The sequence below is a fragment of the Rhizobium sp. BK650 genome (genome assembly GCF_014195325.1).
Classification (GTDB): domain Bacteria; phylum Pseudomonadota; class Alphaproteobacteria; order Rhizobiales; family Rhizobiaceae; genus Rhizobium.
The window spans coordinates 154801-169049 of record NZ_JACIBK010000002.1 but is presented as its reverse complement, the minus strand read 5'-3'; the positions used below and the strand labels follow the sequence as shown (position 1 = coordinate 169049).

Genomic DNA, 14249 nt, shown 5'->3' with positions numbered 1-14249 from the left:
TCAGATACGCCCGGCGATGACAGGTGGAAGCTCCGGCTTCTCGTCGGCAATGCGATAGTTTGCGGCAAGCGCGACGACGGCTCTTTCGGCCGAAGCCTCGTCGGCCGCATGAACCAGCGCGATCGGATCGCCCTCATGCACATGCGTTCCAAGCGGCAGCAGGCCGGTGAAGCCGACACTGTGATCGATCCTGTCGGCCGGGTGGCGTCGCCCGCCGCCAAGATCGATGACGCTTACGCCGAGATCGCGGGCGTCGCAGGCGGCGAGCCAGCCGGTGCGCGATGCCGGAACAGACCGTTCGATCGGCGCCTTACGCAGATAGGCATCCGGCCGCTCCAGAAGATCGGCCGGACCGCCGAGCATATGCACCATTCGCGCGAAGATCTCCGCCGCTTTGCCTGATAGAAGCGCCTCCTGCGTCTTGCTCTCCGCCTCCATAAGCGAGCCCGCGATACCTGACTGCACGAGCATTTCGGCGGCAAAGGCAAGGACGATCGTTTCCAGGCGGGTGCCGGTCTTTCGGCCTGCCAAAAAATCGAGACAGTTGCGCACTTCCACGGCATTGCCGGCGCTATCGGCAAGCGGCTGGTTCATGTCCGTGATCAGCGCAGACGTTTTCACGCCCGCACCATTTGCGACCTCGACCAGCGAATGCGCCAGCACGATTGCCTGCTCCGGATCTGCCATGAAGGCGCCGTTGCCGGTCTTGACGTCGAGCACCAGCGTCTGCAGGCCGGCGGCAAGCTTCTTCGACAGGATCGAGGCTGTGATCAACGGGATGGAATCGACGGTCGCGGTCACGTCGCGCACAGCGTAGAGGCGGCCATCGGCCGGTGCCAGGGAGCCCGTCGGGCCAATGATGGCGCAGCCGACCTCTTTCACCACGTTGCGGAAGAGAGCGGCATCCGGATTGATCCTATAGCCTGGAATGGATTCGAGCTTGTCCAGCGTGCCGCCAGTGTGACCGAGGCCGCGGCCCGAGATCATCGGCACGGCAAGGCCGCAGGCGGCAGCGATGGGGGCAAGCATCAACGAGACGTTGTCGCCCACACCGCCGGTCGAATGCTTGTCGGCGACGGGGCGGTCGATGCCTTCCCAGGAGAGCATGGCGCCGGAGCGCGCCATGGCAAGCGTCAGCGCCACGGTTTCGGTGCGCGACATGCCCTTGAACCAGACCGCCATGGCGAAGGCGCCGATCTGGCCTTCCGAGAGGTCGCCTGCCGCGAGCGCCGCGATGAAGGCGTCGATATCGCCCGATGGCAGTTCGGCGCCGTTGCGCTTCTGGCGGATGATCTCCTGCGGGATCATCTCAATAGCTCGAGGCCGCCGCCGGCTTCGGTTCCGTGCCACTCAGCACAGCCAGGATATTGTCGAGCAGACCGGAAGCGCCGAAGCGGAATGTGGAGGGCATCGGCCAGTCCGGCGTCATGATGGTCTCGGCAAGGCTCAGATAGAGGGCAGCGTCCGCAACGGTCGAGATACCGCCGGCCGGCTTGAAGCCGACCTTGCGGCCGCTCTCCCTGATCGCGCGGATCATGATGTCGGCCGCTTCGAGCGTGGCGTTGACGGCGACCTTGCCGGTCGAGGTCTTGATGAAATCGGCGCCTGCTTCGATCGCCAGTTCCGATGCGCGGCGAATGAGAGCGGCATCCTTTAGCTCGCCGGTCTCGATGATGACCTTCAACAGGACGGGCGCAACGCATTCGGCGCGTACGGCCGTAACCATGTCGGTGACGGCTTTCTCATTGCCTGAAATCAGCTTGCGATAGGGAATGACGAGATCGATCTCATCGACGCCGTCGGCGATCGCCTCACGCGTTTCGGCGGCGACATCGGCAATTTCCATATTGCCGGAGGGGAAATTGACGACGGTCGCGATGCGGACCGGGTGGCCCTTGCCGAGCACGATGCGGGCATGAGCGACGAAACGCGGCCAGATGCAGATGGCGGCGCTGCTGCCATAGGGTGTCTGCGCGCGGGCGCAAAGCGTGTCGATCTGCTCCTGGGTGCAATCGTCCTTCAGGTTGGTGAGATCGAGAAGGGAAAGGGCGACAGCAGCCGTTTCGCGGCTGGAATGGCTATTCATTTTCGCTTCCTCCACCGGCAATCAGCTTCCGGCAATCATTTCTTTGAGTATAGCGGCAAGATGGGCACCGCCAACCGGCGCCATATCCTTGGTTTCTTCGTGGCTGAGCTCGTTTCCGGTCATGCCAGCCCCATAGTTGGTGATTACCGAGGCTGCCGCAACCCGTAAGCCCAGCATTCTCGCGATGATGACCTCGGGCACCGTCGACATGCCGACTGCATCGGCGCCGAGGATACGGGCCATGCGGATTTCCGCCGGCGTTTCGAAGCTCGGGCCTGAGAACCACATGTAGACACCGCAGCCAAGCGGAATATCCAGTTTCTTGGCGGCATCTCGCATGGCGGCCGAAAGCTCAGCATCATAGGCATTGGTCATGCCAACGAAACGATGATCGCTCTCTTCGCCGATCAGCGGGTTCATGCCGGAATAATTGATGTGATCGGCAATCTGCATGACCGAACCGGGCGGCATATCCTCTTTCAGCGAACCCGCCGAATTGGTGAGGATGAGCATCTCGACGCCGAGGGCCCGCAGAACCTCGATCGGCAGGCGCATGGCGTTGGGATCGCCCTTTTCATAGTAGTGGACGCGGCCCGAGAGCATGATGACCGGCACCGAACCAAGATGGCCGGCAACGACCTCACCGGCATGACCGGAGACGGCGCTGACCGGAAATCCCGGCAGGTCCTTGTAGGGGATGCGTACCGGGTCCGCGATCTCACTGACAAGCGAGCCGAGGCCGGAGCCGAGCACGATGCCGTGGCGCGGCTTGAGCCCGCCGAGCAGCGCCGCCAGCAGATCGATGGTCGCGATCATCCGAGTTCCGTTTCAAAGCTGAAGGGAAGAAGCTCTTCCATGGTCATCGTCTTCTTCACGCCGGCCTCGTCGCAGAGATAGATCTTCGTGTCCTTGGAGGCGAATTCCGAGATCTTCTGCCGGCAACCGCCGCAGGGCGGACAGAGCGGCAGTTTTTCGGCGATGACGGCCATTTCGACGATCTTCTTTGCACCGCCCATGATCATGGCGCCGATCGCCGTCGGCTCGGCGCACCAGCCTTGAGGGAAGGAGAGGTTCTCGATATTGGCGCCGGTATAGACCTTGCCGTCCTCGGCGCGGATCGCCGCACCCACCGGAAACTTGGAATAGGGAGCGTGCGCGAAGGCCATGGCGCCGCGCGCCGCTTCGAACAGGTCGTGAGACATATCAACGCTCCTTCACATAGGGCACGCCGCCGGCCTTCGGCGGAATGGCGACGCCGATGAAGCCGGCGAGCAGCACGCAGGTGAGAATATAGGGCAGTGCCTGGAAAACCTGTACAGGCACCTCGCCGATCAGCGGCACCGCCTTGCCCTGCATGAAATTCGCCAGCGCATCGAGGAAACCGAAAAGCAGGCAGGCGAACATGACGGGCACCGGCTTCCACTTGGCGAAGACGAGTGCTGCGAGCGCGATATAGCCCTTGCCGGCCGACATGTCCTTGATGAAGGCGGCAGACTGGGCGATCGACAGATAGGTGCCGGAAAAGCCGCAGAGAATGCCGGCGCACATGACGGCGCGGTAGCGCAGCCAGGAGACGGAAATACCCGCCGTATCGACCGCGCCCGGATTTTCCCCGACGGCGCGCAGGCGAAGGCCGAAGCGCGTGCGGTAGAGAACCCACCAGGAGAAGGGCACGGCGAGGAAGGCGAGATAGGTGAGGATATTGTTGCCGGAGATCACGCCGGCATAAAGCGGACCGATGATCGGCACCTCGCGGACGGCATCGGCGCCCGGAAGCGTGATCGGCGAGAACCGAGCGTCGGGCGGCAGCTGCGGCGTGCGACCGCCCTGCCCGAACCAGGCCTGGCCAAGAACGATCGTGATGCCGGCGATGAAGAAATTGATGGCGACGCCCGAGATGATCTGATTGCCGCGATTGGTAATCGAGGCAAAGCCGTGCACCAGGCTTAGCGCCACAGAGCACACAATGCCGGCGCCGAGCCCCAGCCAGGCCGAATCGGTGAGATAGGCCACACAGGCGGCGCCGAAGGCCGAGCCCAGCATCTTGCCTTCGAGGCCAATATCGAAAATGCCGGCGCGTTCGGAAAACAGGCCGGCGAGCGCGGTAAAGATCAGCGGGATAGAGAGCCGGATCGTCGAGCTCAGGACGCTGATGAAAATTTCATAATATTCCATCGCCGGCTCCTCAGGCTCGCTTGAACTGCTGGTAGATGCGTACCATCCCCGGGCGGAACATATATTCCAGAGCACCGGCAAACAGGATCACCAAACCCTGGATGACGAGGATCATCTCGCGGGTGATGTTGGGCATTTCGAAAGAGATCCAGTCGCCGCCCTGATAGAGCACGCCGAAAAGGATCGCCGCGAAGATGATGCCGAGCGGATGGTTTCGTCCCATCAGCGATACGGCGATGCCGACAAAGCCCGCGCCGCCGACAAACTCCACCTGCAGACGGGCCGATGAGCCCATGACCGGATTCAGCGCCATCATCCCGGCGAGCGCGCCTGAAAGCAGCATGGCGATGATGACGATGCGGGCATAGGGAATGCCGGCATAGGCGGCGGCGGTCGGGCTGACGCCCAGCGTGCGCATCTCGAAACCGAGCTTGGTGCGCCAGACCAGTACCCAGACGAACCAGGCCGCAACCAGCGCAATGATGAAGGAGACGTTGAACGGTGCCGCACCGAGCTTGGCTCCGAACATCGCCATGACCCAGCCGAGCTTCGGGAGTTGCCCGCCTTCGAGAAAGGTGCGGGTTTCCGGGGCCATCTTGCCCGGCACGATCAGCACATGCACCAGCAGGTACACCATGAGGGCGGCTGCGATATAGTTGAACATGATCGTCGTGATGACGATGTGGCTGCCGCGCTTGGCCTGCAGGAAGGCTGGGATGAAGGCCCAGGCCGCCCCGAAGAGACCGGCGCCGACGACGGCGACCGGCATCGTCACATACCAGGGCACATATTTGTCCAGCGTCAGAGCCACCAGCGCGCAACCGAGGCCGCCAATATAGGCTTGGCCTTCCGAGCCGATATTGAAGAGGCCGGCATGGATAGCGACGGCGACCGAAAGGCCGGTGAAGATGAAGCTCGTCGCATAGTAGAGCGTGAAGCCGATGCCTTCGCCGCTGCCGAAGGCGCCTTCGATCAGCAGCGAGAGCGCGGCGAGCGGGCTTTCGCCGATCAGCCAGACGACGAAGCCCGAAATCAGGAAGGCGACGATCAGGTTCAAAAGAGGGATCAGACCGTAATTGATCCATCTCGGGAGTGGTACGGAAGCAGTGCTCATTCAGGCCTCACGCGGCAATGCCGGCCATCATCAGGCCGAGGGTCTGTTCACCGGCATCGGGCGTCTTCTCGCCGACGACATGGCCGGCGAACATGACAAGGATACGGTCCGAAAGGGCGCGGATTTCGTCGAGCTCGACGGAGACGAGCAGGATCGCTTTGCCCGCATCGCGCATCTCGATGATCCGGCGATGGATGAATTCGATGGCGCCGATATCGACGCCGCGGGTCGGCTGGCCGATGATCAGCATCTTCGGGTCGCGCTCGATCTCGCGGGCGACGACGATCTTCTGCTGGTTGCCGCCGGAAAAGTTCGCCGTCTTCAGGCGCGGGTTCGGCGGGCGGATATCATATTTCTCAATCTTCTCCATGGCATCCTTGCGGATGGCGTCGAGATCGAGCAGCGGGCCGCGGCTGTAGCCGGGCCGGCGGTGATAGCCGAGCACGGAATTCTCGTATTCCTCGAATTTCAGGACCAGGCCCATGTGATGGCGGTCCTCAGGAATATGCGCGAGGCCGAGTTCGCGCAGGCGGGCCGGATCGGCCTTGTCGATCGGCTGGCCGTCGAGCAGGATTTCGCCTGACGCCGGCTTGCGGATGCCTGATATCGCTTCCAGCAGTTCGGACTGGCCGTTGCCGGCCACACCGGCAATGCCGACGATCTCGCCGGCTCGGACATCGAAGGAGACATTGTCGACCATCGTCACGCCCCTGTTATCCTTGACGGTGAGGTTGCGGACGGAGAGCACGACATCGGCGGGCTTGGCCTCGCCCTTCTGGACACGCAGCAGCACGCGGCGGCCGACCATGAGCTCGGCAAGCTCCTCGACCGTGGTTTCGCTGGTCTTGCGGGTGGCGACCATCTCGCCGCGGCGCATGACGGAGACCGTATCGGTGATCGCCATGATCTCGCGCAGCTTGTGGGTGATGAGAATGACCGTCTTGCCCTGATCGCGCAGCACGCCAAGGATGCGGAAGAGGTGATCGGCTTCGGCCGGCGTCAGCACGCCCGTCGGCTCGTCGAGGATCAGGATTTCGGCGCCGCGATACATGGCTTTGAGGATTTCCACGCGCTGCTGGAGGCCGACCGGGAGCTGCTCGATCAGCGCGTCCGGGTTGACTTCCAGGCCATACTCGGTCTCCAGCCGCTTGAGTTCGGCGCGGGATGAAGCAACGCCCTTGGCCAACAGCGCGCCGCCTTCGGCGCCGAGCATGACGTTTTCAAGGACGGTGAAATTATCGACCAGCATGAAGTGCTGGTGCACCATGCCGATGCCGGCAGCGATGGCCGCCTGGCTATCCTTGATGGTGACGGGCTGGCCGTTGACGCGGATCTCGCCGCTGTCGGCATGGTAAAAACCGTAGATGATGGACATCAGGGTCGATTTACCCGCGCCGTTTTCCCCGATGATACCGTGGATCGAGCCCTTGGCGACGGTCAGGTTGATGTCCTTGTTGGCGTGAACGGCGCCGAATTTCTTGTCGATGCCGACAAGTTCGATGGCAGGCTGGTCTGTCACAGCAGGCTCCAAATAAGAAAAGGGCGTATGGCGAAAACCCCCTCCGCCATACGCCCGATCTCAGTTTCGATTCACTTCGGGCAAGCGTTGTCCGTCGTGTAATCGTGAACCTTGACGGTGCCTGCAACGATGTCAGCCTTGGCCTTGTCGACGGCGGCCTGCATTTCGGCCGTGATCAGCGGCTTGTTGTTCTCGTCCATGGCGGCGGCAACGCCGTCTTCCTTGATGCCGAGGGAGAGGACGCCCGGCGTGAACTTGTCGTTCTTGGTGTCGTTAAAGGCGTTGTAGACGGCCAGGTCGACGCGCTTGACCATCGAGGTCAGGACCGAACCCGGATGCAGGTGGTTCTGGTTGGAATCGACGCCGATCGACAGTTTCTTGTTGTCGGCTGCCGTCTGCAGAACGCCGAGACCGGTGGCACCGGCTGCTGCGTAAACGACGTCTGCGCCCTGGTCGATCTGGTTCTTGGCGAGCTCGCCGCCGCGGACCGGGTCGTTCCAGGCAGCGCCGGTCGTGCCGGTCATGTTCTGGAAGACTTCGATGTTGGACTTGACGGAACGAGCGCCCTGCTCATAGCCGCATTCGAACTTGCGGATCAGCGGAATATCCATGCCGCCGACGAAGCCGACCTTGCCGCTCTTGGACGCCATGCCGGCGAGAACGCCGACGAGGTAGGAGCCTTCCTCTTCCTTGTAGAGGACGGAGCGGACATTCGGCTTGTCGACGACGGAATCGACGATGATGAACTTGGTATCCGGGAATTCAGCGGCAACCTTCTCGACAGCCGAGGTCCAGGCGAAGGAAACGGCAACGACCGGGTTGAAGCCGCGGCTTGCGAAGTTGCGGATGGCCTGCTCGCCCTGGGTGTCGCCGGTCGGCTCGAAATCGCGGTAGGCGATGCCGGTTTCTTTCTTGAACTTCTCGGCGCCGTTGAAGGCAGCTTCGTTGAACGACTTATCGAACTTCCCGCCGGTGCCGTAAACGAGAGCCGGCTTGATGTCGGCGGCAAGCGCCGTCGTCGACATCGCTGCCACGGCAAGGAGAGTGAGAAGGGATTTTTTCATGAGTTTGCAGCCCTGTTGTTAAATATTTGTTTGGGGTCCTCCCGCAAGCCTTTTTCAGGCATGTCTGCGGAACCACCGACCTCCCCCCGGAGGCCTGGCTGCGCGCATCCTTGCATGGCTCAGCGAAAAATTCACCAGAAATTTTTCGGTTGGTAAAGATTTGCCATCATTGCCGAAAATCGATCCTTGCAGGCTGATTTTCAGGCAAACTACCCGCTAAAATGCGGATTTTCTAACCAATGGCCTTGCCGTATCGGCATGGCGATCCTGCCGTTTCGCCACCCCTCTTTCACGCCCGTCCACACCCTGCAGATGGGCCGGCGACGCATCGCTCAGGCCGTAAAGCGGCCCGCCACCGGCGGCTTCTTGTAGCCGATCATCCAAAAGAGGAGCGACAGGACCAGGAACACTGCAAAGGCCGGCTGCAGCATGAGCCATTGGAAGATGAAGGCATAGAAGCGCGGGTGGATATAATAGGACAACGATGATTGGAGGGCCGTCAGCGTCGCGGGGCTGACATCCTGCCAGGCATCGGCCATCGGGGTCATGACCACTTGCGAGGATGCGACGGACTGGATGGAATCGATGGTCCCGGCAATGACGGCAACTGCCAGCGCAAACAGACTGGCAAGACGCAACAAGAAACGCATAAATCCTCCGACGACGGTAATGCCTGGATGTCCGGCGAGCCGCGCCATGTCTACTCAAACCTAGAGATAGGCTCGCAGCAGACACGGCGCAATGGACGGCATGCGCGCAGTTTTATCGGAAGAAGTCAAAAAACTGTTAGATTTGGGTTGATCGGCAAAAATTCATCGGTATATATCGCGCCGTTCCGACGATTTGCTCCTTTCCGGTGCGAAACGCAAATGGACAGGTGGCCGAGTGGTTGAAGGCGCACGCCTGGAACGCGTGTGTACGTGAAAGCGTACCGAGGGTTCGAATCCCTCTCTGTCCGCCATTTTGTTTGCTCTAGTTTGCTGAAAATACTGTCGGCCATCTCGGTCTCGTTTTGTCCGGGAAGTATCAAGGAAGCCCGCTGAAACTTTTAGCAGGACGTCAACTTTCGCGGTGCTATCGCGTCCGGCAACGCTCGGTTCAGATATCCGAATCTTTACATATACTTAACAGAATTTTCTGCAACTTATTGAATCTGCTTGATTTTTGGCAAAAAACGCTTATACTTTAGGTAAATGGATTGGGGTTCGTTCCTGGTCGGCGTTGTGGCCTCGGTTTAACCGGGGCCTTTCGCTTTTCAGGGGAAGACTTTAAGGCCGAAAGCTTGGCTTTTCCCCACCGGACCTCTCCAGAGTTTCCCGCTGATGACGTCGAAAGCCCTATTTGGTTGACCGCCCTTCAGAACTCGTAGGCCTATCGGACGTGCGATCAGGTCCGCAATCTGAAGGCCAGTCGAATTCGCTAGTTTGGAAGCGAAGACAATATCTAAGCACGGCATCTTTGACTCTTCGCGACCACCCTGCAGATAATGGTCGCCAGCGGCAATTCTGCGGAATTCAAGCTCAAGGGCCGCATCCTCCTTGCCTTGTCCCGCCTTTTCTTTGGGACTGCGCGATTCGCAAACAATATGACATCGCTGCTCGTGGTTTCCCTGATGCTTGATGAATGCATGCGTCTTCTCCATGCAGAAAAGAAGGCCAAGCTGATAGGGGTTGTCTGGGCGCGCGTACCGTCTCTTCAAATTTTCCTTGCGGATGACGGACGCAACGACGGTCATGGGCATGTTCTTTATAACCATGGTCAGATCATCCAGGAACCGCTCTCGAATCTTGTCGTACTGAAGGAAATGAAACGGGCCTCGTTTCTTCACAATGTCGGACTCGTGCATCACTACTGTGTCGTGGCCAAACCACCTGAATTTGAATTCCTGCATGGCAGGAACGGCGATGAGGACGTAGTCGCTTTTCTTAAAAATGCAAAACGCAAGCGAGAATATCGGATAATTCCCATCAATTGACGTCATGCTATGGTCGCCGCTTTCGTCGTACACAATATATTCGCCAAATTCCAAAACAGCACCTTCGAATCAGCGTGAGATTTGACTCTACTACTCTGCTGATCCGCAATGTAGTCTCCACAACATCCGTACTGACTTCCGTTGCGGCCAAGCTTAACGGTTAGAGTCCTTTCCTTCTCACGCTTTCAAAGAAGTGAGCATCGGCTTCCCTGTTGTCGAGCGCAATATTTCGAACTGGTGGCGTGATGTCGAGGTCCCGCTAGACCAAGCCCTTTTGAGCCTGTCCCGAAGTCGCCAAGATGCCCCAGACTTTCGATACATAGCCACTTCCCAACGACACAACCGGGGAGCCCAGCAATGACGAATTTCAAGGCTGAGGACGAAGCGATCGGGACGATCATTGTGGTGGAGGAACTGTTTCAATCGCTGGTCAAGTCCGGCATCGTGCCTGCTGCCGTCATGGCTGACGTCGTGCGCGGCGCGGTTGCTAGGCTGGATACGACCGATCATTTCGGCGCGGGCGCGGCTGTTCGCCACTATTTCGAAAGCTGGCTATCGAAGTAGAAAACCCCTCTTCTGGAAGCATCTCCCAGACTCGCCCCGCCTGGAAAGCGGGTAGGTCGTGCGGGCATTCGTTCTCGCTCGGATGACGATGGGGACAGGCACCCGACATCATTTGGCGCTTGCGTCACGCCATCCCAGGCGGGAGCAGTACCATTCTGCAGCATGGATTCCGGTTTTTCGGTCCGGGAAAGGCCCTTCCAGATAGTGCGGCTTGCCCCGAAAGACCACCGCTACTCCTCGCGAGATCTGATCCCACACGATTACCATGTCTGCTTCATATGCCATGCGACACCGTCTGCGGGAGGGCGTCCGGTGTGCGGTGGTCTGCTCCGGTATTGAAGATATAGGACGGTATCGGCGGAATGACAGAACCCGTTCTTTGCGGGTGGAGGCGCTGGTCTGTACGCTAGCGGACGAACAGTCGACATTGGCGGCCGGCACCCTAGCTACCATTCGCTGATGCTGCAAACTCAGCGGGAGAAGAGGCCTTTTGTTTCCTGTTGCAGGTCTCTTCTCCTCTCTTTTTTAGCCAGGTTCGCGCTAAGCAGCGGCAGCCGGCCGCATCAGCGGCGAACAGCCTCCGCCATCTCCGGCGTCAGCACCTCATCGATCAGCCAGCGCCAGTAAGGCAGGCTCGCAAAGGCCGGCGGCCGGAGGGGCGTGCCTTGCCTGATGCCGGAGGCGTTGGCGGCGTCGGAGCGGCCGGCCGGCGCGTTCCGGCCGGCATTGGGAAAGAGCGCGGATGCGCCGGCTCCCGGACCGGGAGGGCCTAGTTTTTCGAGCGCGTTGTTGAGCTCGAAGCCGACGGCGAAGAGGCCGGAGCGGTTGAGGCCCTCCGTTGCCCAGATACCGGGATCGTCGGGAAGCGCGTGGCCCGCTTCCAGCTGCTTGAGCGCATAGAGGAAGGCGCCGATCGCCGTCATGCCGACGATGCCGCCGGCAAGGCGGGTTCTGTCTTCGGGAAGCCCGTGGATCAGCACGCTCTGATTGGAGGCAAGAGCGAAATATACGAACCTCTTGAGGGCGCGGCCGAGCGGGGTTGAGGCGAAGAGCGGCACGCCGCCGCCGGCGTCCTCGGTGACGATGGAACCGGCATCCTTGTTGACCGCGGCGCGGTAGGCGCGGCGGGTGGCGGTGGAGGCCGCGTCGTCGCCCCAAGCGTGGGTATTGGCGAGCCTGACGCCATCGAGCGTTTCGCCGTGGATGGTAAAGAACCGGCCGAGCTCTTGGGCGCGCCGGCCGCCGATGCCGAGCAGGTCCATATAGTCCCGCTCGCCTGACGGCAGGGAGGCGAAGCCGCCTTTTGCCGCTTTTTCGGCATTCGCCAGAATGCGGTTCTCAATGATTTGCGCGGCGAGCGTTTTCTGAAAATCGTCCCAATGCATCAGGCCGGTCAGGCGCGGGATGCCAGAAGCCAGATTGCCGAGGAAGCGGGCGAAGACGGGGCCGTGTGCATAGGGATCGGTGATCCCGGCGAGCGAGGCCATGCGGGAGGCGAGGATCTTTTCGCCGATCGCGCCGGCAAGCTGCGCCTCCTTCCCGCCGAGGCCGGCGGCTGTCACGCCGCGCAGCATCGGCGCAAGCCCGGGCCGGATATAGGTGGAAAGCCCGTACACGATGGTCGGGCGCACGGCATCGGCAAGCGAGCCGATCACCGCGCCGCCCATGGCGCGCATATAGTCGAACGCACCGGCGCCGGCGAGAACCTGCCTCCAGCTCGCATTGCCGATCTCCGGCCGGTCATTGCCACGCAGCATGTCGTGCACGGATTGCAGGTCGGCGATATCGGCGCGCTCGCGCTCGTCAAGACCTTTCAGGGCTGCCGGATCGTCACCCGCTTGCACCCGCAGCCCGGCATAATCCTGCCGCACGCGCTCGAAGGCCTCCGTCATGCAAGGCGAGCCGAAACGTTCGGCAAGGTCGATATTGCCGGCCATCACGCGGGCGTAGCGGCGGCCGATGCGATCGGAGTCGTGGTCCAGGAATTTTTCGACGAGCGCGTCGGGAATGTCGAAGCTGCGCCCCTTCAGCGGGCCGTGGGCGGCAAGGCTGGCATCCTCCGGCTGCAAGCCGTCTGCGGCCCGCCCCGTCAGCCGGTCATAGACATCATCGACGATGCCATCGACATAGGCGGCGCGGGCGGCATCGTCGGGGAATTGGAACGGGGTGGCAGCGGCCTGATCGTTACTCCCATCGGGCTTTGCGGTCTGATCAGGGCCGGTATGATCGGGGCCGGCATCATCATCGGCGCTGCCAGCAAGGCCGATGGCGAGCTTATAGAAGCCCGTCTCGAATTGCTCGGCGGTGACATCGCCGAGATGTTTGACCAAGTGGCTGGCGAGATGGGACAGGCCGTCCTTGCCGCTTGCTGCGCTACTTGTCGTGTCGTTTGCCATGCTGTTGGCCGCGCCACTTGCCGTATCTCCGGCCATGTCGCTTGCCATGGTCTCAGCCGCCTCGCGCGCCATTGCGGCCGAGACCTGCCCGTCGACAAAGCCGCGCAGGCCGTCCTTGAATTCCTGTTCGCCGGCTTCGAGCGCCTCGCGGTTCCATAGGCGCGAGAAATAGGGGCCGGCCGCGGCGGGATCGATATCTTCAGGCAGCAGCCCGGCATCGACCGCCCGTTTCGCCAGCGGCTCGATGATATGGGAGCGCCATGCATCGGCGGCCTCTGCCACACCGGGAATATCGCTCTTGCCGCCGCCACGCATGACGCGGCCGACTTGCTGATAGAATTCGCTTTCCCTCAACGGCACGCCCGCCTTGCGGGCATTGAGATAGGCGGCGCGCTGAGCCTCGACCGCCTTGTCGACGGCGGCGCGGACAAATTCGGATAGGTTCGTGCCGGCGGCGGCAGCGCGCTCGCCGGCGATAGCCCCGGCCTCGGCCTGACCCGGCACTGTCTTCGTCAGATAAATAGGGTCTTCCATCATCTGCGCGCCGATCTCGCGCACTGCGGCGGAAGGGCTGTGCAGCGCTCGCAGCAGCGGGTTGAGCGCGGCGGTGGCCTCCGCGGTTGTTGGTGCCGTGGCCGCTGCCGTTGGCTTTGCTGCATCCGGGGCCGCATCCCCGGCAACCGGGAGATCGGCGGATGGGGCCGGCCGCGGGGCGGCGTCAGCGGCGGGCGCGGGAATGGAATAGGCCGCCATTTCCGCATGAAGCGCATTCGTCTCCGCATCGAAATCCGGCGCCTTGACGGCATCGAAGGCACGCGCGGCGGCTTCGTGTTCCAGGCTCGTCATCGGCGCAATTCCACGGCCGCCCAACGCGCCAAACAGAAGTGCGGAGCCGCCGATATTCTTCAGCGACTCGTCGACGGTGCGCAATTCCTTGCTGGCGTTCACCAGCGCGCCGCCCGGAAGAAAAATCGTCGGATCGAGCGTGCCTGCCGGGGAGCCGAGACTCACACCGACCCAGCCGGCCCGTTCCAAAACCTTGCGTTCGCTGTTTTCCTGATCGATCTCAGCCTTGACGGCGTCCATCGCCTTTTTGTTGAAGACATCGAGGAAGCGATCCGCATATTGCTCGTAACCCCTGACATTTTCCGGGTCGAACGGGCGGAAATCGGGGTCTGTGCGCGCAAAGACACCTCTGGCATGCCGATAGAGCATGTCGGAGGCAAAGAAGTAATCGACAGGGTTACCCCGGCCAAAGGCCGCGCCGCTCTTATCGGTTCCGGCTGCACTGATCTGCTGCATGTCGGCAGCGGGAGATACGGCGGGCTGCGCCCGGTTTTCAGCTGATGGCATGGA

Annotated in this window: 12 protein-coding genes and 1 tRNA gene; 2 read left to right on the top strand and 11 right to left on the bottom strand. The window is 61.5% G+C overall.

Features of this window, described 5'->3' with window-relative positions; all coding sequences use genetic code 11:
* The 9 genes from deoA to FHX15_RS05055 all read right to left on the bottom strand — a co-directional run bounded on the left by deoA (window position 1) and on the right by FHX15_RS05055 (window position 8608).
* Entirely contained in the window at window positions 1–1308 is a 1308-nt protein-coding gene (deoA, locus tag FHX15_RS05095; RefSeq protein WP_184394294.1) for a thymidine phosphorylase, read from the bottom strand.
* 1 nt (window position 1309) lies between these two features.
* Window positions 1310–2086 carry a deoxyribose-phosphate aldolase gene (gene deoC, locus FHX15_RS05090; protein WP_184394291.1) on the bottom strand — a complete coding sequence of 259 codons (777 nt, stop codon included), beginning with the start codon at window positions 2084–2086 and terminating at the stop codon, window positions 1310–1312.
* A gap of 21 nt (window positions 2087–2107) precedes the next feature.
* Window positions 2108–2902 (bottom strand): purine-nucleoside phosphorylase, encoded by a 795-nt coding sequence (locus FHX15_RS05085; protein WP_184394290.1) that lies wholly within the window; start codon window positions 2900–2902, stop codon window positions 2108–2110.
* Window positions 2899–3288 (bottom strand): cytidine deaminase, encoded by a 390-nt coding sequence (locus FHX15_RS05080; RefSeq protein WP_007827313.1) that lies wholly within the window; start codon window positions 3286–3288, stop codon window positions 2899–2901. Before FHX15_RS05080 ends, FHX15_RS05085 begins: the two co-directional genes overlap by 4 nt.
* A gap of 1 nt (window position 3289) precedes the next feature.
* Window positions 3290–4261, bottom strand: a complete 972-nt coding sequence (locus tag FHX15_RS05075; RefSeq protein WP_184394288.1) for an ABC transporter permease — start codon at window positions 4259–4261, stop codon at window positions 3290–3292.
* Between the two features lie 10 nt (window positions 4262–4271).
* Window positions 4272–5375, bottom strand: coding sequence for an ABC transporter permease (locus FHX15_RS05070; RefSeq protein WP_184394286.1), 1104 nt, complete (start codon window positions 5373–5375; stop codon window positions 4272–4274).
* Window positions 5376–5382: 7 nt separating this feature from the next.
* Window positions 5383–6894, bottom strand: a complete 1512-nt coding sequence (locus tag FHX15_RS05065) for an ABC transporter ATP-binding protein (protein ID WP_184394284.1) — start codon at window positions 6892–6894, stop codon at window positions 5383–5385.
* Between the two features lie 71 nt (window positions 6895–6965).
* Window positions 6966–7958, bottom strand: coding sequence for a BMP family protein (locus FHX15_RS05060; RefSeq protein ID WP_184394282.1), 993 nt, complete (start codon window positions 7956–7958; stop codon window positions 6966–6968).
* A gap of 332 nt (window positions 7959–8290) precedes the next feature.
* Entirely contained in the window at window positions 8291–8608 is a 318-nt protein-coding gene (locus FHX15_RS05055) for a hypothetical protein (protein ID WP_184394280.1), read from the bottom strand.
* Between the two features lie 221 nt (window positions 8609–8829).
* On the opposite strand from FHX15_RS05055, the gene FHX15_RS05050 reads away from it, so the two are divergent.
* Window positions 8830–8919: transfer RNA gene (locus FHX15_RS05050), tRNA-Ser, on the top strand.
* 294 nt (window positions 8920–9213) lie between these two features.
* Here the strand turns inward: FHX15_RS05050 and FHX15_RS05045 are convergent.
* Window positions 9214–9987: a DUF3800 domain-containing protein gene (locus FHX15_RS05045; protein ID WP_184394278.1), complete on the bottom strand. Its 774-nt coding sequence runs from the start codon at window positions 9985–9987 to the stop codon at window positions 9214–9216.
* 303 nt (window positions 9988–10290) lie between these two features.
* Between FHX15_RS05045 and FHX15_RS05040 the strand changes: the two genes are divergently transcribed.
* Window positions 10291–10497: a hypothetical protein gene (locus tag FHX15_RS05040; RefSeq protein WP_184394276.1), complete on the top strand. Its 207-nt coding sequence runs from the start codon at window positions 10291–10293 to the stop codon at window positions 10495–10497.
* A gap of 563 nt (window positions 10498–11060) precedes the next feature.
* Here the strand turns inward: FHX15_RS05040 and FHX15_RS05035 are convergent.
* The gene (locus FHX15_RS05035; protein ID WP_184394274.1) at window positions 11061–14246 is read right to left on the bottom strand and encodes a hypothetical protein; all 3186 of its coding nucleotides are present in this window, start codon (window positions 14244–14246) and stop codon (window positions 11061–11063) included.
* Between the last annotated feature and the right edge of the window lie 3 nt (window positions 14247–14249).

Bases quoted from the DNA above. Each gene is read 5' to 3' on its own strand.
- deoA (WP_184394294.1), bottom strand. From the start codon at position 1,308: ATGATCCCGCAGGAGATCATCCGCCAGAAGCGCAACGGCGCCGAACTG.
- deoC (WP_184394291.1), bottom strand. From the start codon at position 2,086: ATGAATAGCCATTCCAGCCGCGAAACGGCTGCTGTCGCCCTTTCCCTT.
- FHX15_RS05085 (WP_184394290.1), bottom strand. From the start codon at position 2,902: ATGATCGCGACCATCGATCTGCTGGCGGCGCTGCTCGGCGGGCTCAAG.
- FHX15_RS05080 (WP_007827313.1), bottom strand. From the start codon at position 3,288: ATGTCTCACGACCTGTTCGAAGCGGCGCGCGGCGCCATGGCCTTCGCG.
- FHX15_RS05075 (WP_184394288.1), bottom strand. From the start codon at position 4,261: ATGGAATATTATGAAATTTTCATCAGCGTCCTGAGCTCGACGATCCGG.
- FHX15_RS05070 (WP_184394286.1), bottom strand. From the start codon at position 5,375: ATGAGCACTGCTTCCGTACCACTCCCGAGATGGATCAATTACGGTCTG.
- FHX15_RS05060 (WP_184394282.1), bottom strand. From the start codon at position 7,958: ATGAAAAAATCCCTTCTCACTCTCCTTGCCGTGGCAGCGATGTCGACG.
- FHX15_RS05055 (WP_184394280.1), bottom strand. From the start codon at position 8,608: ATGCGTTTCTTGTTGCGTCTTGCCAGTCTGTTTGCGCTGGCAGTTGCC.
- FHX15_RS05040 (WP_184394276.1), top strand. From the start codon at position 10,291: ATGACGAATTTCAAGGCTGAGGACGAAGCGATCGGGACGATCATTGTG.
- FHX15_RS05035 (WP_184394274.1), bottom strand. From the start codon at position 14,246: ATGCCATCAGCTGAAAACCGGGCGCAGCCCGCCGTATCTCCCGCTGCC.